We start from the raw sequence: 21,776 nt of genomic DNA on the forward strand, positions 1-21,776 counted from the left end.
CCTCGGCGCCGGGGGCATCGTTGAGCTGTCCGTGACGTATCGCGGTGTGACATATCGGGACATGGAGCGGCGGACCCTCGTACGGCGGGCCCCTGGGCGGTCCGCCCCCGTAGCGGCACCTTCCGTACGGCGGCTCCCGGCGGGGAGCCGCCCGGTGCGCCTGCCCCACCGGGGCGGGGGGCCGGCTTCCATGACGGCCGTCACCGCCGCCGTCCTCACGGCTGTCGTGGCGCTGGCGGGCTGCGGGCTTCCCGGGGCGGTGACCGGTGGCAAGCCGCGGTCGCCGAAGGAGGCGATCAGGGTGACCCCGCAGGACGGCGCGAAGAACGTCCGGGAGACCGACCGCATCGCCGTACGGGTGCCGGACGGCCGTCTGGAGCGGGTCGCGGTCAGCCGCATCGAGGACGACGGCAGTACGCCGGTGCCGGGCCGGATCGCGCCGGACGGGCTGACCTGGCGCCCGTCCGGGCGGGCCCGCCTCCTGCCGGCCGCCCGCTACACGGTGGACGCGGTGGCGCTGGACGGGCACGGCCGCCGGTCCGCGCGGCACACGACCTTCACCACGTACGTGCCGCCGCACCGCCTCGTCGGCTTCTTCACGCCCGAACACGGTGCCACCGTCGGCACCGGCATGATCGTCTCGCTGGAGTTCAACCGGCCGGTCACCGACCGGGCGGCCGTCGAGCGCGCGGTCTCGGTCACGGCCCGGCCCGCCACCGAGGTCGCCGCCCACTGGTTCGGCGCCCGCCGCCTGGACTTCCGGCCCCGCACCCGCTGGCGGCCCGGTACGCGGGTGACGATGGACCTGCGGCTGCGCGGCGTCCGGGCGGCCCCCGGTGTGCTCGGGGCCCAGCGCAAGAAGGTCCGGTTCAAGATCGGCCGGGATCAGACCAGCCGGGTTGACGCGGCGGCGCACACGATGACGGTGTGGCGCGGCGGCCGGCGGCTGGCCACGCTCCCGGTGACCGCCGGCAGCCTCACCAGCCCCACGTACAACGGCAGGATGGTGATCCTGGAACGGCACCCGGTGACCCGCATGGACGGGGACACGGTGGGCTTCGGCGGCGAGTACGACATTCCGGACGTGCCGCACGCGCTGCGCCTGACCACTTCGGGAACGTTCCTGCACGGCAACTACTGGGCGCCCGCGCGCACCTTCGGCGGCGCCAACACGAGCCACGGCTGCGTCGGACTGCGGGACACCCAGGGCGGCGGCCCGGACACCCCGGCCGGCTGGTTCTACGACCGGTCGCTGGTCGGGGACGTCGTGGAGGTCGTGAACTCCCGGGACCGGATGGTCGCCCCCGACAACGGCCTGGGTGGCTGGAACATGCCGTGGCGGATGTGGCGGGCGGGCTCCGCGCTGCGCTGAGAGGCACCTTCGGCACCGGACGGTTCCGGCCGACTTCGGGGCGAACCGGACTCCCTTCCGTGCGATCCCGCCCCAGGCATATCACTTGAGGCCGAACGGTGACATCGCCGGGTGAAGCCACTGTCAGTGGGGTGTGGTTATCTATCGGCTGAGCGTGCGTGGGTAGATATGCGCGTACGGGGGATTGCGGGCCGGGCGAGGGAGCAAAGGGGCCAGTCGTGAACGTGCAGCAGGGGCAGCCGGTGCCGGGGGAGCGGCGAGCGGGGCCGCGAAGGAGCGGCGGGGTGCTCGCGCTGCTGCTGTCGGCGCTGCTGATACTGGTCACCGCCTGCGGAGGCGGGGGCGACGACAAGAAGGACGGCGGGACCGACCCCGACAAGCAGCCGTCCCAGGCCGCTGTGACGATCACGCCCGAGGACGGCGCCAAGGACGTGGCCACCGACGGCGCCCTGAAGGTCAGCTCCTCGCGGGGCCGGCTGTCGTCGGTCAAGGTGCTGGACGACAAGGGCAAGCCGGTCGCGGGCAAGCTGACCGGCGGCACGGTCTGGCAGCCCACCGGCAAGCTGCGCGCCGCCACGACATACAAGGTCGACGCCGTCGCCGTCGACGACCAGCTGCGCGAGTCCGCCCGGCACGCCACGTTCACCACCCTGGTCCCGGAGAACACCTTCGTCGGCCGGTACGCCCCGGAGGACGGCCAGACCGTCGGCGTCGGCATGCCGGTCTCCATCAACTTCACCCGGGGCATAACGGATCCCCAGAGCGTCCAGAAGGGCATCAAGGTCACGGCCAAGCCCGCGGTGCCGATCGTGGGCCACTGGTTCGGCAACGACCGCCTGGACTTCCGCCCCGAGGCGTACTGGAAGCCCGGCACGAAGGTCACCCTCGACATCGACCTCAAGGGCGTCGAGGGGCGGCCGGGCGTCTACGGCACCCAGTCCAAGCGCATATCCTTCACGGTCGGCCGCAGCCAGATCAGCACGGTCGACGTGAAGGCGAAGGAGATGTCCGTCGTCCGCGACGGCAAGAAGATCAAGACGATCCCGATCACCGCGGGCGGGCCGGGCACCGAGACGTACAACGGCCAGATGGTGATCAGCGAGAAGCACGAGGTCACCCGGATGAACGGGGAGACCGTCGGCTTCGGCGGCGAGTACGACATCGCGGACGTGCCGCACGCCATGCGGCTGAGCACGTCCGGTACGTTCATCCACGGCAACTACTGGTCCGGCAGGTCGACGTTCGGCTCCCGCAACGCCAGCCACGGCTGCATAGGCCTCTTCGACCAGCGCGGCGGCGGTGACGGCTCGACCCCGGCCGCCTGGTTCTACGCCAACTCACTGGTCGGCGACGTGGTCACGGTCAAGAACTCCCACGACGAGACGATCGCACCCGAGAACGGCCTCAACGTGTGGAACATGTCCTGGCAGAAGTGGCGGTCCGGCCGCTAGGGTCCGCTGCCGGCGCCCCGGCCGTTGGCCGAAGGGCGCCGGTCCGCCCCGCGTTAACGCGGACTAACCTGCCCCCATGACTGTGAACTTCGAGGTCGCCGAGGGCGTCGGCACCATCCGCCTGGACCGCCCGCCGATGAACGCACTGGACATCGCCACCCAGGACCGGCTGCGCGAGCTGGCCGAGGAGGCCACCCGCCGCGACGATGTGCGCGCCGTCGTCATCTGGGGCGGTGAGAAGGTGTTCGCGGCCGGCGCGGACATCAAGGAGATGCAGAACATGGACCACGCGGCCATGGTCGAGCGCTCCAAGGCCCTGCAGGACTCCTTCACCGCCGTGGCCCGCATCCCCAAGCCCGTGGTCGCCGCCGTCACCGGTTACGCGCTCGGCGGCGGCTGCGAGCTGGCGCTGTGCGCCGACTTCCGGATCGCCGCCGACAACGCCAAGCTGGGCCAGCCGGAGATCCTGCTCGGCCTGATCCCGGGCGCCGGCGGCACCCAGCGGCTGGCCCGGCTCGTCGGCCCGTCCAAGGCCAAGGACCTGATCTTCACGGGCCGCCAGGTCCGCGCCGACGAGGCACTGACCCTGGGGCTGGTGGACCGGGTGGTGCCCGCCGCCGAGGTTTACGAGCAGGCGCACGCCTGGGCGGCCCGGCTCGCGGCCGGCCCCGCCATCGCCCTGCGGGCCGCGAAGGAGGCCGTTGACGCGGGTCTGGAGACCGACATCGACACCGGTCTGACGGTCGAACGCACCTGGTTCGCGGGCCTCTTCGCCACCGAGGACCGGGAGACCGGTATGCGCAGCTTCGTGGAGGAGGGCCCGGGCAAGGCCAAGTTCCGCTGAGACGGATGATGTTGACGGGGCCCCTGTGGTTCCGGCTGACTTTCGATGCCCCGTGTGGGGGAATTGCGGAAATCGCCGCCAGGCCCTGGAGGGCCCCGTCCGCAGTGCCCGTTGATCGGGTAGGCACATGAAGTCACCGCAGGTCAGCCAGGATTCGGCCGACCTTTCCCTGCCGTGGGCATATGCCGGGGTCGGGGGTCGGAACGGGGTGTTCCGGGCAGGGCATTCCACCGGTTCCGCCCCCGTGACCCCCCGGTAACAGCCATGATGGGGGGCATGGCGGGCCTCGAAGGAATGGAGCAGCCGCGGCCGCGGAGCGGCACGGCCGCCGCACGCTGGGGACTTTCCGGAGGTCTCCCCGGTGCGGGCGCGGCGCACGGCCCGTCCGGCGGTGATCTCGCCGTCCGCGCGCTGGAGTTGGTGGGCGATCCGACACTGGACGAGGTGCGTCTGCCCTCCCGTCCCGAATCCGCCCTCACCGCCCGCCGGCTGACCCAGTCCGTGCTCCTCAAGCGGTGGAACGTCACCCCCCAGCTGACCGAGCACGCCGTGCTGCTGGTCTCGGAACTGGTCGGCAACGCCGTCCGGCACACCGGCGCGCGCACCTTCGGGCTGCGGATGCTGCGCCGTCGTGGCTGGATCCGTATAGAGGTCCGCGACCCGTCCCGCGGCCTGCCCTGTCTGATGCCGGTCCACGAGATGGACATCAGCGGCCGCGGTCTCTTCCTCGTCGACAAGCTCTCCGACCGCTGGGGCGTCGATCTGCTGCCGCGCGGCAAGACGACCTGGTTCGAGATGCGGGTCATCGACCGCTGAGCGGGGCGTCCGGGCCCGGGAACGCGACTGGGGCCTGCCCGCGCCGTACGCGGGTGAGGCCCCAGTGTCGACCGCCGGCGGGCGAAAGGGGTGTACCCGCGGGGTCTGGACGACCTTGGCCCGGGTCAATGGGGGGTCGCTGGAACCGACTATGGCAGGCGGGTCGCGACCTTGCCAAAGCGGCAATTGCGGACAGAGTATCCCCAACCTTGATTAATCCCCGCGCGATCAAAGGTGAGCTACGACACCAGCCTTGCATTTAGTGGTTAGGTAATCGATTCCCTCAATGGTTATGCGATCACAAGCGTGGGCTATGCACGTAACCCGAGGGTGGGGGGCCGGTCGGTAGCGGAACGACGGGCCGGTGGTCCGTAGGATGGGCGGCTCACACCGAGAACGCCGCCACCGCGCCGCGGACGCCACCGGGACACCGGCGGAATCCGGCGCGGCCCCGGGAGACGGAGACGGAAGGAGACCGGGACATGGAACGCGTACGCCGTTCGGCTGCCGCGACCCTGCTGCTCCTGCTCGCCGTCACCTTCGCGCCGCTGCTGTGCCGGGTGGGCGGCGTCCAGCCGGCGCCGGCGCTGCCGGCCGCCGCGGCGCAGCCCGCCGCGCAGGCGGCCGACGCCGCCGCGACCGCCCCGGTCACGCACCGCGCCGTCGCCCAGGCGCCGAAGAAGTGCTCCGGGCAGCACGCCCCCAGCCAGAACGAGTCGGTTCCGGTCCCCACCCCGAACCGCGGCGAGCCGCTGACGCCCGTCGCCACCGCACCCGCCCCGCTCGCCGCCGCCACACCGGCCTGTTTCGCGCTCGCTCGCCCGCCCACCGGAACGGCACCCGCCACCGATCACACCGCGCTCCTGCCCGTACTGCGGATTTAGGCCTGCCCGTCAGCACGGCCGGCCTCCTTTCCACCCAGTACGTCTGGAGCATCCCCATGCCCACTCCCCCGTCATCCGCTTCACCCACCCGCAAGATCGCCGCCATCGGCGCCGTCATCGCCCTGGTGGTGGCACTCGTCGCCGTCGGCATCGCCGTCGGCAAGGCCGTCGAAGGCGGCTCGGACAGCGGCACCGACACCCCCGGCGCCGCCGCTTCCGTCTCTCCCCAGGAGGACGACGGCCAGCAGAAGCTGTACGACCAGCTCGCGCAGCAGACCAGCCGGCGCACCGACGGTGACCCGCTCGCCGTCGGCAGGAAGGACGCCCCGGTCGTCCTCGTCGAGTACGCCGATTACCAGTGCTCGTTCTGCGGGCGCTTCAACCGCGAGACCAAGCCCGAACTGATCAAGAAGTTCGTGGGCGACGGCACCCTGCGCATCGAGTTCCGCAACTTCACCATCTACGGCGCCGACTCCGAGCGGGCCGCCCGCGCCTCGTGGGCCGCCGGACAGCAGGGCAAGTTCTGGCAGCTGCACGACGAGCTGTACGCCAAGACCAACAAGGGCAGCGCGCTGGCCGAGGACAAGCTCGTCGAGATGGCGCGCAAGAGCGGCGTGCCCGACATCGACAAGTTCCGCAGCGACCTGACGGGCTCCGCCGCCGCGGCCGCCCTGAAGAAGGACCAGGACGAGGGCTACGGCATCGGCGTGCAGTCCACGCCGTCCTTCCTCGTCAACGGCCGGCCCATCGCGGGCGCCCAGCCCACCGAGGTCTTCGAGCAGACGATCAGCCAGGCCGCCGAGCAGGCCGAGAAGGCCGGGAAGTCCGGCGGCGCGGAGAAGGGCCAGGGTTCCGGCAAGGCGGAGGAGCAGGCGAAGTGACGGACATCGGATACCTCGCCGCCTTCCTGGGCGGCGCCCTCGCCCTGCTCAGCCCGTGCAGCGCGCTGCTGCTGCCCGCCTTCTTCGCCTACTCCCTGTCCCACCCCGGCCGGCTGCTGGCCCGCACCGCCGTGTTCTACCTGGGCCTCGCCACCACACTGGTCCCGCTCGGCGCGGCCAGCACGGCCGCCAGCCGGCTGTTCAACGGTCACCGGGACCTGCTCGTCGGCATCGGCGGCTGGGTCGTGATCGCGATGGGCGTCGCCCAGATCCTCGGCCTCGGTTTCGCCTTCAAGCGTGCCCAGCAGGCGGCGGCTCGGATCACTCCCCGCTCGGCCCTGTCCACGTTCCTGCTGGGCTGCGTCTACGGCCTCGCCGGGTTCTGCGCCGGGCCGATCCTGGGCGCGGTGCTGACGGTCACGGCGGTCAGCGGCTCTCCGGTCTACGGCGCCTCCATGCTCGCCGTGTACGCGCTGGGCATGGCCCTTCCGCTGTTCGTGCTGGCACTGCTCTGGGACCGCTTCTCCCTGGGCAGCCGGGGCTGGCTGCGCGGCCGCGAATTCAGCGTCGGAAAACTGCGGCTGCACACCACCTCCCTGGTCTCCGGCCTGTTCTTCATCGGCATCGGCATCCTTTTCCTCACCTTCAACGGCACCAGCGCCCTGCCCGGAATCCTGGACGCGGACTCCGAGGTCCGCGTCGAGCAGTGGGCCACCCGGGTCGGGAACGCCGTACCGGACTACGTGCTCGTCGCCCTGGTCGCGCTCGTCGTGGCGGCCGTGCTGGGCCGTATCGCACTGCGCCCGGAGAAAAAACGGCAGGACTGAGCTGCCCGCCGCCCCCCCCCGCACGCCTGCCAGGCCGCCCGGCAGGCGTGCGGGGTTCTAGGCGCTACGGCGCAGGGAATGGTCCTGGCGGTCCCAGTGATACGGCTGGTGAGGGCCGGCGTCCGCACGGCGGCGGCGGTCGTTGCACAGCAGGCATTTGCCGTACCCCGGAGGCAGCGGGTCCTCGGGGTCGCCGTACAGCGGATCGACCGCGCCGTTCGGATGTATGGCGCAGCCGGTCGGGCCGGACAGCGTGCTGAGTGAGCTGGCGGCGGTCAGCGCCTGCCGCAGGACGTCGACGAGCTGGTCGGCGTCCCGCCGGGTGGGCGCCGCCTGGAGGGAGGAGGCGATGTCGGATGCGGTCGTCAGCGCGGTCTGGAGTTCGCGCAGGTCTGCGTAACCCATGCTTCGGAGCGTAGAGCCCCCCACTGACAGTTGATCTTCCGATCGCATTTCACGGCTCCGCATGCCCCATCCATGCCCGCCGTGGACCACGATTCAGCACACCTCGGGTGACCGTCCCCTAGCCGGAGCATGACAGTCCGTACGGGCGCGGACGCGAAAAGGTGCGGGGACCGGTCCCGGCCCCCGCACCGCAAGCGTTTCCCGTGGCTCAGGGAGCCGTCGGCAGCTCCCGCTTGTGGGCCGTGGCGTGGTAGCGGCGGACGATCGACTCGTACGCCTGCTCGCCGACCGGCTTGCCCTCCAGGAAGTCGTCGATGTCGTCGTACGTGACACCGAGCGCGTCCTCGTCCGGCTTGCCCGGGTCCAGCGTCTCCAGGTCGGCGGTCGGCACCTTCTTGACCAGCTCGGCGGGGGCGCCCAGCGCGTCCGCGACGGCCCGGACCCGGCGCTTGGTCAGGCCGGTGAGCGGCACCACGTCCGCCGCGCCGTCGCCGTACTTGGTGAAGAAGCCGGAGACCGCCTCGGCGGCGTGGTCGGTGCCCACGACCAGGCCGTCCTGGGCGCCCGCGACCGCGTACTGCGCGATCATCCGCTGGCGCGCCTTGATGTTGCCCTGGACGAAGTCCTGGTGCCGCTCGTCCCGGAAGACGATCCCGCCGGCCAGCGCCGCCTCCAGCATGGCGTCGCTCGCCGGGCGGATGTCCACGGTCAGCACCCGGTCGGCCTTGATGAAGTCCAGCGCCAGCTGCGCGTCGTGCTCGTCGGCCTGGACGCCGTACGGCAGCCGCATCGCGTGGAACGTCGCGTCGTGCCCAGCGTCACGGGCCCGCTCCACCGCCAGCTGGCACAGCCGGCCGGCGGTGGTGGAGTCCACGCCGCCGCTGATGCCCAGGACGAGCGCGCGCAAGCCCGTGGACGTCAGCCGTTCCGTGAGGAAGGCCACGCGGCGTTCGATCTCCGCCTGGACGTCGAACGACGCGGACACCTGGAGATCCCGGGCGATCTCCTGCTGCTGGGACGTGGACGCCGGGTCGGTCACGGCTGCTCCTTCGGACGAGGGCCAGCGTGGTACGCAGGGTGCGCGGTGCTGGTGCGGACAAGACTCCTCAGACTCTATGACGGAGACGCCCATTCCTTCAGGGCGGCCCTGTCCGGGAAGTCGGCCACGTCCTTGTCCAGCGGCCGGTCCGTGTACTGGTGGAAGCGCCAGGCCGCCTTGATGCGCGGATGCCCGGCCGAGACGTAATCGGCGATCCACAGGCCGTCGGCGGCGTACGACGTCGTGTCGTGGTTGAGCCAGAAGTCGCGGTTGCAGTAGAGGATCACGCGGTGCGACGGCCGCAGCCGTTTGACCTCCTTCAGGAACTGGTCCTTCTGCGCGTTGCTCGCGTAGGTGCCGCCGCCGGTGCGCTCCCAGTCGGCCGCCAGCAGGTCGCCCTCCACGGACGCGCACTTGTCGACGAAGTACTTCGCCTGCGCCGCGATGTTGCCCGGCCACAGGAAGTGGTAGAAGCCCACCACACAGCCCGCCGTGCGGGCCTTGGCCGCCTGTGCGCTCTGGTGCGGGTTGATGTACGAGCGGCCCTCTGTCGCCTTGATGACGACGAAGTCCAGACCGGTCGCCGAGTACGAGGGGTTGTGGGAGCTGACGTCGACGCCATGCAGCATGTGCGGCCTCCTGCCGACCGAAAACGATCGATTACGATGCGTCACGTGGTGTTATCAGCAGTTCAACATGTTCACGGCATCCCGCGCCAGAGGCCGGCGGTGAACTTCCGCTGATCAACGCGTTGTTGGCGGGCCTGCGGCGGCGGACGACGTTCTTCGGCCGGGCATGATCGATTGCCGTCGCGGTAGCGATGCGTAGGGGATGAAGCTCCCGGTGCGGCCAGAGGGTGCGCGGTCCGGCCACGGAAGGGGCGCGCATCGGCCAGAGAACCACCGCGGTTCGGCCAGACCGCGCGCCCCCGCGTTTCGGCCGCCCGCCGGCGTGCACGGCGCAGACGGGCGGGGCGCCCCGCCCGTGGCCCGTATCGCCGCCAAGCCAACTGCCTCCGGCACATGTATCCGGCACGAACCATCTCTGACCTTGGCAGACTTACCGGATGACGCACACCGCACGACTCGTCGAGGACGACCGGCCCGTCAGGCCCTCCGGGGCCCGGCGAATCTTCACGCCCCCGCAGCCCCCGGCGGAGGCCCCATGAAGCCGTCCGAAACCCGCCCCGGCCGGCCGCGTGTCCCCGGCCCGCTCCTCCTCGCCGCGCTGTGCGTCCTCCTCCTCGCGGCGACCGCCGCACTGCTCGCCGTACACGACTGGGCCCCGCTCGGCATCGAACAGGCGGCGCACACCTGGGCGGTGACCCACCGGCCGGACGCGGCGGGCACCACCGCCCTCGTGGTGACGGCCACCGGTTCCGGCCCCGTCCCGTACGCGCTCGCCCTCCTGGCAGGCGCGCTCGCAGGCCGGAACGCCGGCGAACGGCTGCGCGCGGCAGCCACCGCCCTCGCCGTCCTCCTCCTCGGCCAAGCGGTCCGGTACGGCCTGATGGAACTGATCACCCGCCCGCGCCCCTTCGAGGGCGACTGGGCCGGCCGGGCCACCGGCCACTCCTTCCCCTCCGGGCACGCCACGACGTCCCTCCTGGTGGCCGGCATCCTCGCGTGGGCGGTACTGACCCGCGTCCACCGGGCACCCGCCCGCCGCCTGGCCTGCGGGCTGCTCGGCACCTGGGTCGCGGTGGTCGGCGCCACACGCGTCTACCTCGGCGTGCACTGGCCCGGTGACGTGCTCGCGGGCTGGCTGCTGGCCACCGCCTGGCTCTGCCTCACCCTGCACCTCCTGCGAACGGGCCGACTGCCGGCCCCGCGCGCCCCTGTCTCCCCGTACGCCCCCCGAACCGCTCCACGCCCCCCAAACGATTCATGACCTGCCCAGATATCCCCCAAGGAAGGCATGGACCGGCACGCAGGCGAGCAACACCCCCGTGAACGCCGCCGGTCCGCCGCCGACCACCGGCACCGCACGCACCGCCCGCCCAGGGGGAGGCCCTCCATGGAAGACCGACAGCACCGCGCAACACCACGCTGCCCCGCCGCGCCGGAGCCGGACCCGACCCCGTGCGAAGGCCCGCACGACGCGGCCACGATCATCTACCCGCACGGCCAGGAGGTCGCGGGCTGTGTCCACCACTGCGCCCGCGTACTGGCCGGACTCGACGGCGCCCGCGTCCACCCGTTCGTCCCGGCCGGCAGCGCCATGGAGGTCTACCTACGGGCCCGCGAACTCCCCCCGTTCGCCTGGGAGATAGGCAAGTGAAACGACCGGACACGCAGGTCGGAGGCGCTTGTCAGTGGCAGGCCGTACTGTGCGGACATGACGACGAACGGGGAAGCGGACACCGGCACCGACACCGCACGACAACGAACGGCCGAGGACGCGCCGGGCGTCCAGCCGTACTACGCACACGCCGCGGAAGCACTGGCCGAGCGCTATGAGAGCGTCCGCTTCGAAACCGTGCACCGGGACTTCCTGCCCCTGCTGCCTACGGCCCCGGCACGCGTCGCCGACATCGGCGCCGGCACCGGCCGGGACGCCGCCGCCCTGGCCGCCCGGGGCCACCACGTCCTCGCCGTCGAACCCGTACCGCAACTACGCGCCACCGCCCGCCACCTGCACCCCTCCCCGGCGATCCGCTGGCTGGCGGACTCCCTCCCCGCCCTCTCCGGCCTCAAGGACGAGGAAGGACGCCTCGACCTGATCCTCCTCTCCGCCGTCTGGATGCACCTGGAGAAACAGGACCGCCCACCGGCCATGCGCCGCCTGCACGACCTCCTGGCCCCCGGCGGCCGCCTCCTCCTCTCCCTCCGGCACGGCCCGCTCCCCGAGAACCGCCGGATGTACGACATCCCCGCCCCCGAAACCATCACCCTCGCCGCCCACCACGGCCTCCGCCCCCTCCAGGCGACCACCGGAACGGACCAGCTCGGCCGCGACGCCGTCGACTGGTCGGCCCTCGCCTTCGAAAAGGAGCGGACATGACCGGGGACGACTTCTACGCCACCGATCCGTCCGCCCGACCGAGCGACTGCTGGATACCCGGTCGCACGAGCCCGACAGGCTCCGCACGGAGCTGGACGCCCGCTGGAGCAATGTGAAGACCAGTTTCGCGACCGACATAGGCCACAGCCTGATCGAGGAAGGAACCACGCGACCTGGACACCCTGCACCTGACTGACTGACCGACACCGCCGCCCGGTCGTCGGCGTGGCCGGCTTCCAGCGCAGGCGCTGTCACATCTGCGACGGGCGGCGATCCCGACCGCCGAGTACCGAACTGGGCCGCGTGCCCATGGGGAAGGCTTGCGCTTAGGCACCACCCGCAAGCGCCCCAATTACGACGAAGGAGTACTGCCACCAGACAGTCACCCGTGCCCCACAGCGTCCCCAGCCACTATGCCGGGAAAGTCGCCGAACGGCCGTAATCGGGGACACGCAGTGACTTCCCGCAGGTGACCGGTGCGTACACGCGGTTTACCTTCCTGCCCCCTGGCCAGCGCAACGGCGCCGTGGGGGTACCGCCGGCCGAAGGCTGAGTGAGAGTGCCCAAGCCCCCACCCACCGAACCGGAGACGCAGACCGCGCCCCCCACCAAGGCAAACCCCACCAAGGCGCCCCCGGCCCGCCTCCAGCCCTCCAGCCCCCAAAGCCCCCTCAGCACTCGATGATGTTGACCGCCAGCCCGCCCCGGGCCGTTTCCTTGTACTTGACGCTCATGTCGGCGCCGGTGTCCTTCATGGTCTTGATGACCTTGTCGAGGGAGACGTGGTGGCGGCCGTCGCCGCGCAGGGACATGCGGGCGGCGGTGACGGCCTTGACGGCGGCCATGCCGTTGCGTTCGATGCAGGGGATCTGGACGAGGCCGCCGACCGGGTCGCAGGTCAGGCCGAGGTTGTGTTCCATGCCGATCTCGGCCGCGTTCTCGACCTGCTCGGGGCTGCCGCCGAGGACCTCGGCCAGGCCGCCGGCGGCCATCGAGCAGGCCGAGCCGACCTCGCCCTGGCAGCCGACCTCGGCGCCGGAGATGGAGGCGTTCTCCTTGAAGAGCATGCCGATGGCGGAGGCGGCGAGCAGGAAGCGGACGACGCCGTCCTCGTCCGCGCCGGGCACGAAGTTGACGTAGTAGTGCAGGACGGCGGGGATGATGCCGGCCGCGCCGTTGGTGGGGGCGGTGACGACCCGGCCGCCGGCTGCGTTCTCCTCGTTGACGGCCATCGCGTAGAGGGTGGTCCACTCCATCGCGTGGGCCTCGGCGTTGCCCTCGGCGCGCAGCGCGCGGGCGCCGTTGGCGGCGCGGCGGCGTACCTTCAGGCCGCCGGGCAGGATGCCCTCGCGGGACGTGCCGCGGGACACACAGTCGCGCATGACCTGCCAGATCTCCAGCAGCCCGGCGCGGATCTCGTCCTCCGTGCGCCAGGCCTTCTCGTTCTCCAGCATGAGGGAGGAGATCGACAGGCCGGTCTCGCGGGAGAGGCGCAGCAGCTCGTCGCCGGTGCGGAAGGGGTACTTCAGGACCGTGTCGTCGAGCTTGATGCGGTCCTCGCCGACCGCGTCCTCGTCGACGACGAAGCCGCCGCCGACGGAGTAGTAGGTCTTCTCCAGCAGGGGCGCGCCGCCCGCGTCGTACGCGAAGAGGGTCATGCCGTTGGCGTGGTATGGCAGGGAGCGGCGGCGGTGCAGGATCAGCTCGGTCGACTCGTCGAAGGCGATCTCGTGGTCGCTGCCTATCTCCGCGCCGAGCAGCCGCAGCCGGCCGCTCTTGCGGATCCGCTCGACCTCGTCGTCGGCGGTCTCGACGTTCACGGTGCGCGGGGAGTGGCCCTCCAGGCCGAGGAGGACGGCCTTGGGGGTGCCGTGGCCGTGGCCGGTGGCGCCGAGGGAGCCGAAGAGTTCGGCCCGTACCGCCGTCGTCTGGGCGAGCAGACCGTCCTTCTTGAGGCGCCCGACGAACATCCGGGCGGCGCGCATCGGGCCGACCGTGTGGGAGCTGGACGGGCCGATGCCGATGGAGAAGAGGTCGAAGACGGAGATGGCCACGGTGGCGGACTCCCTTGTCTGCTCGTGGTGGACGGTGGAGCACATGGAGCTGAGGGGGCGGACGAAACGGAAGGTACGTTTCTGCGCCGACTGTCGAGCCTAACCCGGACGGCGGACAGACTCTCAGACGGAGGCCATCGGACGGTTGTCCTCCGGCACAACGGCGGACGACGCAGCGGAGTCGGTCGTGGTGTCGAGTGCGGGGTCGCCGCCGGTCAGGCCGGTTTCGTGGGCGCGGACCCCGGCGCGTACGGCCCAGAAGTAGAAGGCGACGGCGGAGAGCGCGACGAGGACGATGTCCAGGCCGCCGGGGAGGACGCCGTGGCCGCCGAAGTCCGGGCTGCCGAGTGCGGAGACCACGGACATCCAGGCCAGGAAGCCGACCAGCCACCAGGCGGGCGCGAACTGGCGGCGCAGATTCGTTTCTCCACGGCGCCGCAGCACCACTGCGGCGACCGGCGCGGCCACCAGCGTCAGCAGCGCGACCTTGCCGGTGTCCGGCCACTTCGACCAGTACAGCGCGCATGCGGCGAAGGCGAAGGTGATGGGGCACAGCACCTTCGCGGCGGGCAGCCGGAACGGGCGCGGCAGGTCCGGCCTGGTCTGCCGGAAGACGCCGACCGCGATCGGGCCGATGAGGTACGAGATGACCATGGCGGCCGAGATCACGCTGGCCAGCGCGTTCCAGCTGTGGCCGACGGTGACCAGCAGCAGGACCGAGAAGCCGAGGTTGAGCCACATCGCGGGCCGGGCGGTCCCGTACCGGGGGTGCACGGCGGCCAGCTTCTTGGGGAAGAAGCCGGTCTCGGCGAGGTTCTGGACCATGTACGCGGCGGACGCGACGTTGGCGATGTTGGAGCCGGCCGGCGAGATGAAGGCGCCGAACTGGAGCATCGTGACGACCCAGTGCAGCATCAGGATCTTGGCCAGGTCGGCGAAGGGCGAGTTGAAGTTCACGCCGTGCCAGCCGCCGGCCTGAGCCAGCTGCTCCGGCGGTACGGCGCCGAGGAACGCGGTCTGCAGGGCGAGGTAGATCACCAGGCCCAGCGAGAGCGCGCCGACCAGCGCGACCGGGATCGCCCGGCCGGGGTTCTTGGCGGCGCCGCCGAGGTTGACCACGGCCTGGAAGCCGTTGAAGGCGAAGACCACGCCGCAGGTGGTCACGGCGGTCAGCACGGCCGGCCAGCCGTACGGGGCGAAGCCGCCGTGCGCGGTGAAGTTCGAGGTGTGGAAGCCGGAGGCGATCAGCGCGGCCACGGCCAGTACCGGGATCGCGAACTTGATCAGCGTCAGGACCGTGTTGGCGCGGGCCAGCAGCTGGACCGACCAGTAGCAGGTCAGCCACAGCACGAAGGTCAGCAGCAGCGCGACACCGCTCCCGGCCGCGGTCAGGTGGTTGCTGGCCGGGTCGACCAGGCCCTGGGCCCAGCCGAAGCCCCAGGACGACATGTACTGGGTGGCGGCGATGGACTCGATCGGGATCAGCGAGGCGACCGCGATCCACACCGCCCAGCCGGTCAGGAAGCCGAGCACGGGGCCGTGCGAGAGGTGGCCGTAGCGGGCCATGCCGCCGGGGATCGGGTACGCGGACCCGACCTCCGCGTAGGACATCGCGATCATGCCGATGAAGACGGCGCCGATGATCCAGGCGACCAGCGCCGCGGGCCCCGCCACCTGCGCGGCGGAACCGGCGCCGAAGAGCCAGCCGGAGCCGAAGATCGAACCAATGCCGATCATGGTCAGGGCGAAGAGGCCGATCCCCTTGCGGTTGCCCGCGCTCATGTCCATGCCGTGCGTGTTCCGTCCTGCTGTGGTGCGAAGGACTCCGCGTCGTTGAGGAGTCGGTTCTCAGCCTATGGGGCGGAAAATCACCGTAAGGCGGACGGAAAAGCCGTGCGCCCGAGGTCAACGACCCCGGGCGCACGCCTTGTTCACCTCGCGGGCGCCACCTCGGCGGCACCTTTCGGGGCGTACTTCATGAAACGCGTCACACGGCCGCGGCGGACGCGCCGGGAAGGCGCGCGGCCGCCGGCCGCGTGGCACGGGTCACAGTGACGGCGTCGAGCCGGTCACAGCGACGGGTACAGCGGGTGCTTGCCGGCCAGGGTGGTCACCCGGGCCTTCAGCGCGTCGGCGTCGTACGACGGCTTGAGCGCCTCGGCGATGATGTCGGCGACCTCGCGGAAGTCCTCCGCCTGGAAGCCGCGGGTGGCCAGCGCCGGGGTGCCGATCCGCAGGCCCGAGGTGACCATCGGGGGCCGGGGGTCGTTCGGGACGGCGTTGCGGTTGACCGTGATGCCGACCTCGTGGAGGCGGTCCTCGGCCTGCTGGCCGTCCAGCTCGCTGTTGCGCAGGTCCACCAGGACCAGGTGCACGTCGGTGCCGCCGGACAGCACGGAGACGCCGTGCTCGGTGACGTCGGACTGCGTCAGGCGCTCGGCGAGGATGCGCGCGCCGTCCAGGGTGCGCTGCTGGCGCTCCTTGAACTCCTCGGTCGCCGCGACCTTGAAGGACACCGCCTTCGCCGCGATGACGTGCTCCAGCGGGCCGCCCTGCTGGCCCGGGAAGACCGCCGAGTTGATCTTCTTGGCGAGCTCCTGGGTGGACAGGATCACTCCGCCGCGCGGACCGCCGAGGGTCTTGTGCGTGGTGGTGGTCACGACGTGGGCGTGCGGCACCGGGTTGGGGTGCAGCCCGGCCGCCACCAGGCCGGCGAAGTGCGCCATGTCGACCATCAGGTACGCGCCGACCTCGTCGGCGATCCGGCGGAACGCCGCGAAGTCCAGCTGGCGCGGGTACGCGGACCAGCCGGCCACGATCAGCTGCGGGCGGGTCTCCTTGGCCAGGCGCTCGACCTCGCCCATGTCGACCTGGCCGGACTCCTCGTCGACGTGGTAGGGCACCACGTTGTAGAGCTTGCCGGAGAAGTTGATCTTCATGCCGTGGGTCAGGTGCCCGCCGTGCGCGAGGTTCAGACCCATGATCGTGTCGCCCGGCTTGAGCAGCGCGAACATCGCCGCCGCGTTGGCCTGCGCACCGGAGTGCGGCTGCACGTTCGCGGCCTCGGCGCCGAACAGCGCCTTGATCCGGTCGATGGCGATCCGCTCGACCACGTCGACGTGCTCGCAGCCGCCGTAGTAGCGGCGGCCCGGGTAGCCCTCGGCGTACTTGTTGGTGAGGACCGAGCCCTGGGCCTCCATGACGGCGGCCGGGGCGAAGTTCTCCGACGCGATCATTTCGAGGGTGGACTGCTGACGGTGGAGCTCGGCGTCGACGGCGGCGGCGACGTCGGGGTCGAGCTCGTGGAGGGAGCTGTTCAGAAGCGACATGACTCTTCCTGGGGTTCGCGGGACGCACGGCCCCGCCGGGCGGCGGGTGGGCGTATCAGCCGGTGAAGGCGGTGTACTCGTCGGCCGTGAGCAGGTCGTCCGGCTCGCCGCTGACCTTCACCTTGAACAGCCAGCCGCCCTCGAACGGGGCGGTGTTCACCAGCGAGGGGTCGCTCACCACGTCCTCGTTGATCTCCGTGACCTCGCCGTCGACGGGGGAGTAGAGATCGCTGACGGACTTGGTCGACTCCAGCTCACCGCAGGTCTCGCCCGCCGTGACCGTGTCACCGACCGCAGGGAGCTGCACGAAGACGACGTCGCCGAGCGCGTTGGCGGCGTGCTCGGTGATGCCGATCGTCGAGACGCCCGCCTCGGCGGCCGACAGCCACTCGTGCTCCTTGCTGTAACGCAGCTGCTGGGGGTTGTTCATGACTTGATTCTCCTGGATGCGGTGGCGTGCTTGCTGCAGGGGTCTTGACAGGTGAGACGCAAAGACGGCTCGGGCGGAGGTACGCGCGTCACTTCCGGCGCTTGTAGAAGGGCAGCGCCACGACCTCGTACGGCTCATGGGTGCCACGGATGTCCACCGCCACACCGGCCGTCCCGGGCGCGGCGTGCGCGGCGTCCACGTACGCCATGGCGACGGGCTTGCCGAGGGTGGGCGAGGGGGCACCCGAGGTGACCTCGCCGATCACGGCGCCGTCCGGGCCCACGACCGGGTATCCGGCGCGCGGCACGCGGCGGCCCTCGGCGATCAGACCGACCAGCTTGCGGGGCGGCCGGGTCTCGGCGCGGTCCCGGGCCGTCTCCAGGGCGGCGCGGCCCACGAAGTCGCCGCCGTTCGTCGTCTTCTCGAACTTCACGACCCGGCCCAGGCCCGCGTCGAACGGGGTGGTGCCGGTGGTCAGCTCGTGCCCGTACAGCGGCATGCCCGCCTCCAGGCGCAGCGTGTCCCGGCAGGACAGGCCGCACGGCACCAGGCCCGCGTCCTGACCGGCCGCGGTCAGCGCCTCCCAGAGGGTGACCGCGTCCGCCGGGCGGACGAACAGCTCGAAACCGTCCTCACCGGTGTATCCCGTACGGGCGATCAGCGCCGGCACGCCGGCGACGGTGCCGGGCAGCCCGGCGTAGTACTTCAGGCCGTCCAGGTCGGCGTCCGTAAGGCCCTTGAGGATGCCGCCGGACTCCGGGCCCTGCACGGCGAGCAGCGCGTACGCGTCCCGGTCGTCGCGTACCTCGGCCTCGAAGCCGCTCGCCCGCTCGGTGAGCGCATCCAGCACGACCTGGGCGTTGGAGGCGTTGGCGACGACCATGTACTCCGTCTCGCCGAGGCGGTAGACGATCAGGTCGTCCAGGATGCCGCCCTCGGCGTCACAGATCATGGTGTAGCGGGCGCGGCCGACGGCGACGCCGCCGATGTTGCCGACGAGTGCGAAGTCCAGCAGGTCGGCGGCGCGCGGTCCGGTGACGGTGATCTCGCCCATGTGCGAGAGGTCGAACAGGCCGGCGCGGGTACGGACGGCGACGTGCTCGTCACGCTCGCTGCCGTAGCGCAGCGGCATGTCCCATCCGGCGAAGTCGGTCATGGTCGCGCCGAGCGCGCGATGCGTCGCGTCCAGCGCGGTCCGGCGGGGGGCTTCGGTCATGGTGAGGGCTCCCGGGCATGGGTGACAAGACGGTCTCCCCATCTGTCATCGGAACCTGAGAGGTTCACCGGAAGGCCGTCACCGGTCCCGGTTTGCACCTTGGGTGGAGCCACACCACGGCGGCCCGCTTTTCAGATCTGCCTCGCCCGCGCGGTATCGGGGCCTGAGAGATTCAAGGGAGGACTTGCTCCTTCGGCGCCCCGCCGTGACGGCCGGGGACTCTCCCGCGCGGATTCAAGCGGCCGGTATGCAATTGGCTGAGCGTGGCACCCGTACGAGGAACGCACACGGAGCTGTGCGGTCCGGCACATGGCGCGCACATCATCGCACGGGATCGCCGGATACAGGAGCCCTGGTCGTACCGGTGTTCGCAGGGGCGTCACAACAGTGTCCGCGGACTGTACGGATCGTGCCGTTTCCTTGAAGCGCATTACCTTTTCTTGACACTCTGCGGGTAAGGGGACGGAACCACCGGACCGGGAGGGGCGATCACGGTGCACAGGCAAGCCGCATTCGCGACAAGTCCGGGAGGCGTGCCCCCGGGCTGTGTCCCGGAGCCGGCCCCGGCCGCCGTGCCGGGGCCCCGGCGGCTGCCGCTCGGGGTGGTCCGCCCCGGCCGGGCGCGGACCGCCGCGCCGGACGCGCCGGCGGTGGACGTCGTCGACCTCAGGGACGGACGCGCCCCGCGCGAGGCGGCCGAACTGCACTTCACGGCCGGTGACGTGGTGGTCGTCTCCGGCCTGCCGGGCAGCGGCAAGAGCACGCTCATGCTCCGGCTGGTGCCCGCCCACGACCAGCAGGGCGCGGTGGTGCACCGCGTGGACTCGCAGGACGTACGGGAGCGCTGGGAGCGTGGCCGGCTGCGCCGGTTCCCGTACGCGCTCTACCGGCCACTGGTCAGGGCGGCCCACTACCGGGGGCTGCGGCAGGCGCTGCGGTCGGGGCGGAGCGTGGTGGTGCACGACTGCGGGACGCTCGCGTGGGTACGTCGCTGGCTCGCGCGCGAGGCCCGGCGCGGCGGACGCGGCCTGCACCTGGTGCTGCTGGACGTACCGCCCGGGGTCGCGCTGTCCGGGCAGCGCTCACGCGGCCGCGGGGTCTCCGGTTACGCCTTCGCCCGGCACCGGCGCGCGGTACGGCGGCTGGCCGCCCGCGCCCGGGCGGCCCGGCTCCCCGCGGGCTTCACCTCGGCCGTCCTGCTGGACCGGCCCGCGGCGGGCGCGTTGCGGCGGATCGGCTTCGAGTGAGGCCGAGGCGCGGACGGCCGTACGCTCCCTGATGTCCGCGATATCCGCAATTCCCGCGATATCCGCAATTCCTGCGATAGCCGTGATGCCGGACACCTGACGGGCCGTACGGAATGTTCCGTACGGCCCGTCAGAACCGGTCCTAGCTTCGGCATATCTCCCGCATACGCGCCTCCTCCGGACGCCCCCGGGCCGATCTAAAGGCCCAGGGCCTTGAGCAGCACCGTCGGCAGCGACAGTACGGAGTTGAGCAGCGAGCCGCCGGGCTGCTTCGCCGCGTCGTCGGCCGGCCGGCCCTCGGCGGCCGGCTGCGGGGCGGCGGGCTGCTGCCGCGGCGCGTCGTCGGCCGGCTGCGGGTCGCTGGTCGGCGCCTTCGGCTGGGCCGCCGACTGGTCGTCCGCCTCGGCCGCGGGCTCGGCGGCGGGCTGGGCGGGCCGGTCGGCCGCCTGGGTGGCGGGCTGGGCGGACGGCTGCTGACGCAGGTCGCCGAGCAGCTTGTCGATGCCCAGGATCTTGAAGATGTCCGAGACGGACCGGGCCACCGAACCGGTCAGGCTCACGGCGTCGGAGGACTCTCCCGGCGCCGGGGCCCGGAACGCGGCCAGCTCGTCCACCTGCGTGCGCAGGTTCTGCGAGGCCTGGCGCAGCTGGACGGAGTCGGCCGAAGCCGACCGGTCGGAGTCCTCGTTCAGCATGTCCGCCATCCGCTGCGCGTCCGCGAGGACGGTGTCCAGGCGGGTGCGGGCGGCCCTGACCTCCACGGAGTGGCCGCGGCTGTCGGCCGACTTCTCGGCCAGCTCGGTGGAGGCGTCCGCCAGCCTGCTGATGTCGTCGACGATGATGCTCTGGTTGCGGACCGGGGGCTTGGGGCCTTCCGACGCGGCCGCGGAACCCACGGCGCCGAGGGCGAGGGCGCCGACGGTGGCGGCGCTGACGAGGGTGGCGGCGGTCCGGTGCGTTGCCATCAGGAGACGTGCCTTTCTGTAGGAACGGAACGGCAGGGCAAGATCACCCTGGAGCCACCTTCGGAGCGGTGTGCACGGTCCGCAACCGCTCGCGCGCGTTCGGTGGTCATCCGGACGCACCAGGGCTCCTCCCGTCTGCTGGCGTTAGGGTCGTCGACCAGGTAAAGCGCGGTACGAGCGGTACGGAGCGGGTGGGTGGAGATGGACTTTCCGGAGCAGGGCATTCCGCGGCTGGAGTGGCCCGCCAACGAGCTGGAGGAGGTGCTCGCCGCCTCGGTGGGGCACCCCGGGGCGGGCGCCCGCATCGTCGAGGTGCTGGGCCGCAGCCGGATATGGGTGCCGCTGCCCAAGGGCGGCGGCCCGGAGAGCGCGGGCCTGGGCCGGACGGGCCTGGACCTGCCCACCGTCGAGATCGGCTCGGCCGCGTACGTCCCGGTCTTCAGCTCCGAGCAGGAGTTCCGGCGGGTGGCCGGACCGCACCTGTCCTTCACCGTCGCGCCGGCCGCCGAGTTCGCGCGCGGCCTGCCCCCGCTGATCGGGATCGCGGTCAACCCGGAGGGCACGGTCGGTGTGCCGCTGCCCCCGGACGCGGTGGCCGAGCTGTGCCGGACCGGGCGCCCGGACCTGCCCGGGGCGCCGAGCGGTGCCCGGGTCCGGCTGTTCGAGCCGGACTGGCAGGAAGAGCCGGTGGACTTCCTGGCCGCGGCCGGGCTGGAGTTCTCGGCGGCGGGTTTCGTGGCCACCGCGCGCCGCGCGCTGGCCAGCGTCGAGGGTGACGCGCCCGCGCTGTTCGTCGGTGTCCAGGTGGACGCCGCGGCCGTGGCGCCGCACGACCCGGCCGTACGGGACGCCGTCACCGCCGCCCTCGGGCGGGCCCTCGGCGGGACGCCGCTGACCTGGCCCGTCCAACTCGTCATGCTGGACCTCGCGCAGGGCGACCCGGTCGCCGACTGGATGCTGGAGCGGGTCCGCCCCTTCTACTCCCGCGACGCCGTCTGACCGTCCGCGCCCCC

General features: G+C 71.8%; 21 protein-coding genes and 2 riboswitches. Of the genes, 12 read left to right on the plus strand and 9 right to left on the minus strand.

Annotation, left to right across the window (positions count from 1 at the left end; all coding sequences use genetic code 11):
* Positions 1–190: 190 nt before the first annotated feature.
* The 7 genes from ACZ53K_RS12030 to ACZ53K_RS12060 all read left to right on the plus strand — a co-directional run bounded on the left by ACZ53K_RS12030 (position 191) and on the right by ACZ53K_RS12060 (position 7,075).
* Positions 191–1,372: a L,D-transpeptidase gene (locus ACZ53K_RS12030; RefSeq protein ID WP_468834379.1), complete on the plus strand. Its 1,182-nt coding sequence runs from the start codon at positions 191–193 to the stop codon at positions 1,370–1,372.
* 224 nt (positions 1,373–1,596) lie between these two features.
* Positions 1,597–2,823 (plus strand): L,D-transpeptidase, encoded by a 1,227-nt coding sequence (locus tag ACZ53K_RS12035; protein ID WP_468834551.1) that lies wholly within the window; start codon positions 1,597–1,599, stop codon positions 2,821–2,823.
* A 76-nt stretch (positions 2,824–2,899) separates the two neighbouring features.
* Complete coding sequence (locus tag ACZ53K_RS12040) at positions 2,900–3,667, plus strand: enoyl-CoA hydratase/isomerase family protein (protein WP_468834381.1); 768 nt, start codon at positions 2,900–2,902, stop codon at positions 3,665–3,667.
* 264 nt (positions 3,668–3,931) lie between these two features.
* Positions 3,932–4,483, plus strand: coding sequence for an ATP-binding protein (locus ACZ53K_RS12045; protein ID WP_468834384.1), 552 nt, complete (start codon positions 3,932–3,934; stop codon positions 4,481–4,483).
* Between the two features lie 482 nt (positions 4,484–4,965).
* A complete protein-coding gene (locus ACZ53K_RS12050; RefSeq protein WP_468834386.1) occupies positions 4,966–5,367 on the plus strand; it encodes a hypothetical protein in 402 nt (133 codons plus the stop codon).
* A gap of 56 nt (positions 5,368–5,423) precedes the next feature.
* Positions 5,424–6,248: a DsbA family protein gene (locus ACZ53K_RS12055; protein ID WP_468834388.1), complete on the plus strand. Its 825-nt coding sequence runs from the start codon at positions 5,424–5,426 to the stop codon at positions 6,246–6,248.
* Entirely contained in the window at positions 6,245–7,075 is an 831-nt protein-coding gene (locus ACZ53K_RS12060; protein ID WP_468834391.1) for a cytochrome c biogenesis CcdA family protein, read from the plus strand. The genes ACZ53K_RS12055 and ACZ53K_RS12060 overlap by 4 nt, the downstream gene beginning before the upstream one ends.
* Positions 7,076–7,132: 57 nt before the next feature.
* On the opposite strand, the gene ACZ53K_RS12065 is transcribed toward ACZ53K_RS12060, so the two are convergent.
* From ACZ53K_RS12065 to ACZ53K_RS12075, 3 genes are all read right to left on the minus strand, one after another.
* A complete protein-coding gene (locus tag ACZ53K_RS12065) occupies positions 7,133–7,480 on the minus strand; it encodes a hypothetical protein (RefSeq protein ID WP_468834393.1) in 348 nt (115 codons plus the stop codon).
* Positions 7,481–7,688: 208 nt separating this feature from the next.
* Positions 7,689–8,519: an ammonia-dependent NAD(+) synthetase gene (gene nadE / locus ACZ53K_RS12070; protein ID WP_468834395.1), complete on the minus strand. Its 831-nt coding sequence runs from the start codon at positions 8,517–8,519 to the stop codon at positions 7,689–7,691.
* 74 nt (positions 8,520–8,593) lie between these two features.
* Positions 8,594–9,148 carry a GH25 family lysozyme gene (locus ACZ53K_RS12075; RefSeq protein WP_468834398.1) on the minus strand — a complete coding sequence of 185 codons (555 nt, stop codon included), beginning with the start codon at positions 9,146–9,148 and terminating at the stop codon, positions 8,594–8,596.
* A gap of 535 nt (positions 9,149–9,683) precedes the next feature.
* Between ACZ53K_RS12075 and ACZ53K_RS12080 the strand changes: the two genes are divergently transcribed.
* The 3 genes from ACZ53K_RS12080 to ACZ53K_RS12090 all read left to right on the plus strand — a co-directional run bounded on the left by ACZ53K_RS12080 (position 9,684) and on the right by ACZ53K_RS12090 (position 11,522).
* Positions 9,684–10,409: a phosphatase PAP2 family protein gene (locus ACZ53K_RS12080; RefSeq protein WP_468834399.1), complete on the plus strand. Its 726-nt coding sequence runs from the start codon at positions 9,684–9,686 to the stop codon at positions 10,407–10,409.
* Between the two features lie 126 nt (positions 10,410–10,535).
* Entirely contained in the window at positions 10,536–10,799 is a 264-nt protein-coding gene (locus tag ACZ53K_RS12085; RefSeq protein ID WP_468834401.1) for a hypothetical protein, read from the plus strand.
* A 57-nt stretch (positions 10,800–10,856) separates the two neighbouring features.
* Positions 10,857–11,522 carry a class I SAM-dependent methyltransferase gene (locus ACZ53K_RS12090; protein ID WP_468834404.1) on the plus strand — a complete coding sequence of 222 codons (666 nt, stop codon included), beginning with the start codon at positions 10,857–10,859 and terminating at the stop codon, positions 11,520–11,522.
* A gap of 671 nt (positions 11,523–12,193) precedes the next feature.
* On the opposite strand, the gene ACZ53K_RS12095 is transcribed toward ACZ53K_RS12090, so the two are convergent.
* From ACZ53K_RS12095 to gcvT, 5 genes are all read right to left on the minus strand, one after another.
* Positions 12,194–13,576, minus strand: a complete 1,383-nt coding sequence (locus tag ACZ53K_RS12095) for an L-serine ammonia-lyase (protein ID WP_468834554.1) — start codon at positions 13,574–13,576, stop codon at positions 12,194–12,196.
* Positions 13,577–13,699: 123 nt separating this feature from the next.
* The gene (locus ACZ53K_RS12100; RefSeq protein ID WP_468834406.1) at positions 13,700–15,364 is read right to left on the minus strand and encodes an APC family permease; all 1,665 of its coding nucleotides are present in this window, start codon (positions 15,362–15,364) and stop codon (positions 13,700–13,702) included.
* 281 nt (positions 15,365–15,645) lie between these two features.
* Positions 15,646–16,905 (minus strand): serine hydroxymethyltransferase, encoded by a 1,260-nt coding sequence (gene glyA, locus ACZ53K_RS12105; protein ID WP_468834407.1) that lies wholly within the window; start codon positions 16,903–16,905, stop codon positions 15,646–15,648.
* 55 nt (positions 16,906–16,960) lie between these two features.
* The gene (gcvH, locus tag ACZ53K_RS12110; protein ID WP_468834410.1) at positions 16,961–17,335 is read right to left on the minus strand and encodes a glycine cleavage system protein GcvH; all 375 of its coding nucleotides are present in this window, start codon (positions 17,333–17,335) and stop codon (positions 16,961–16,963) included.
* 88 nt (positions 17,336–17,423) lie between these two features.
* On the minus strand, positions 17,424–18,551 hold the full coding sequence (gene gcvT, locus ACZ53K_RS12115; RefSeq protein WP_468834412.1) for a glycine cleavage system aminomethyltransferase GcvT: 1,128 nt from the start codon (positions 18,549–18,551) through the stop codon (positions 17,424–17,426).
* 32 nt (positions 18,552–18,583) lie between these two features.
* Positions 18,584–18,692, minus strand: a riboswitch (glycine riboswitch).
* Positions 18,693–18,788, minus strand: a riboswitch (glycine riboswitch).
* Between the two features lie 296 nt (positions 18,789–19,084).
* Here gcvT and ACZ53K_RS12120 point away from each other — a divergent pair.
* A complete protein-coding gene (locus tag ACZ53K_RS12120; protein ID WP_468834413.1) occupies positions 19,085–19,798 on the plus strand; it encodes an AAA family ATPase in 714 nt (237 codons plus the stop codon).
* Between the two features lie 197 nt (positions 19,799–19,995).
* Here the strand turns inward: ACZ53K_RS12120 and ACZ53K_RS12125 are convergent, their stop codons facing one another.
* Positions 19,996–20,763, minus strand: coding sequence for a hypothetical protein (locus ACZ53K_RS12125; RefSeq protein ID WP_468834416.1), 768 nt, complete (start codon positions 20,761–20,763; stop codon positions 19,996–19,998).
* 201 nt (positions 20,764–20,964) lie between these two features.
* Between ACZ53K_RS12125 and ACZ53K_RS12130 the strand changes: the two genes are divergently transcribed.
* Positions 20,965–21,762 (plus strand): enhanced serine sensitivity protein SseB, encoded by a 798-nt coding sequence (locus tag ACZ53K_RS12130; RefSeq protein ID WP_468834556.1) that lies wholly within the window; start codon positions 20,965–20,967, stop codon positions 21,760–21,762.
* Positions 21,763–21,776: the final 14 nt, after the last annotated feature.

The organism is Streptomyces sp. NPDC033221 (assembly GCF_055577005.1).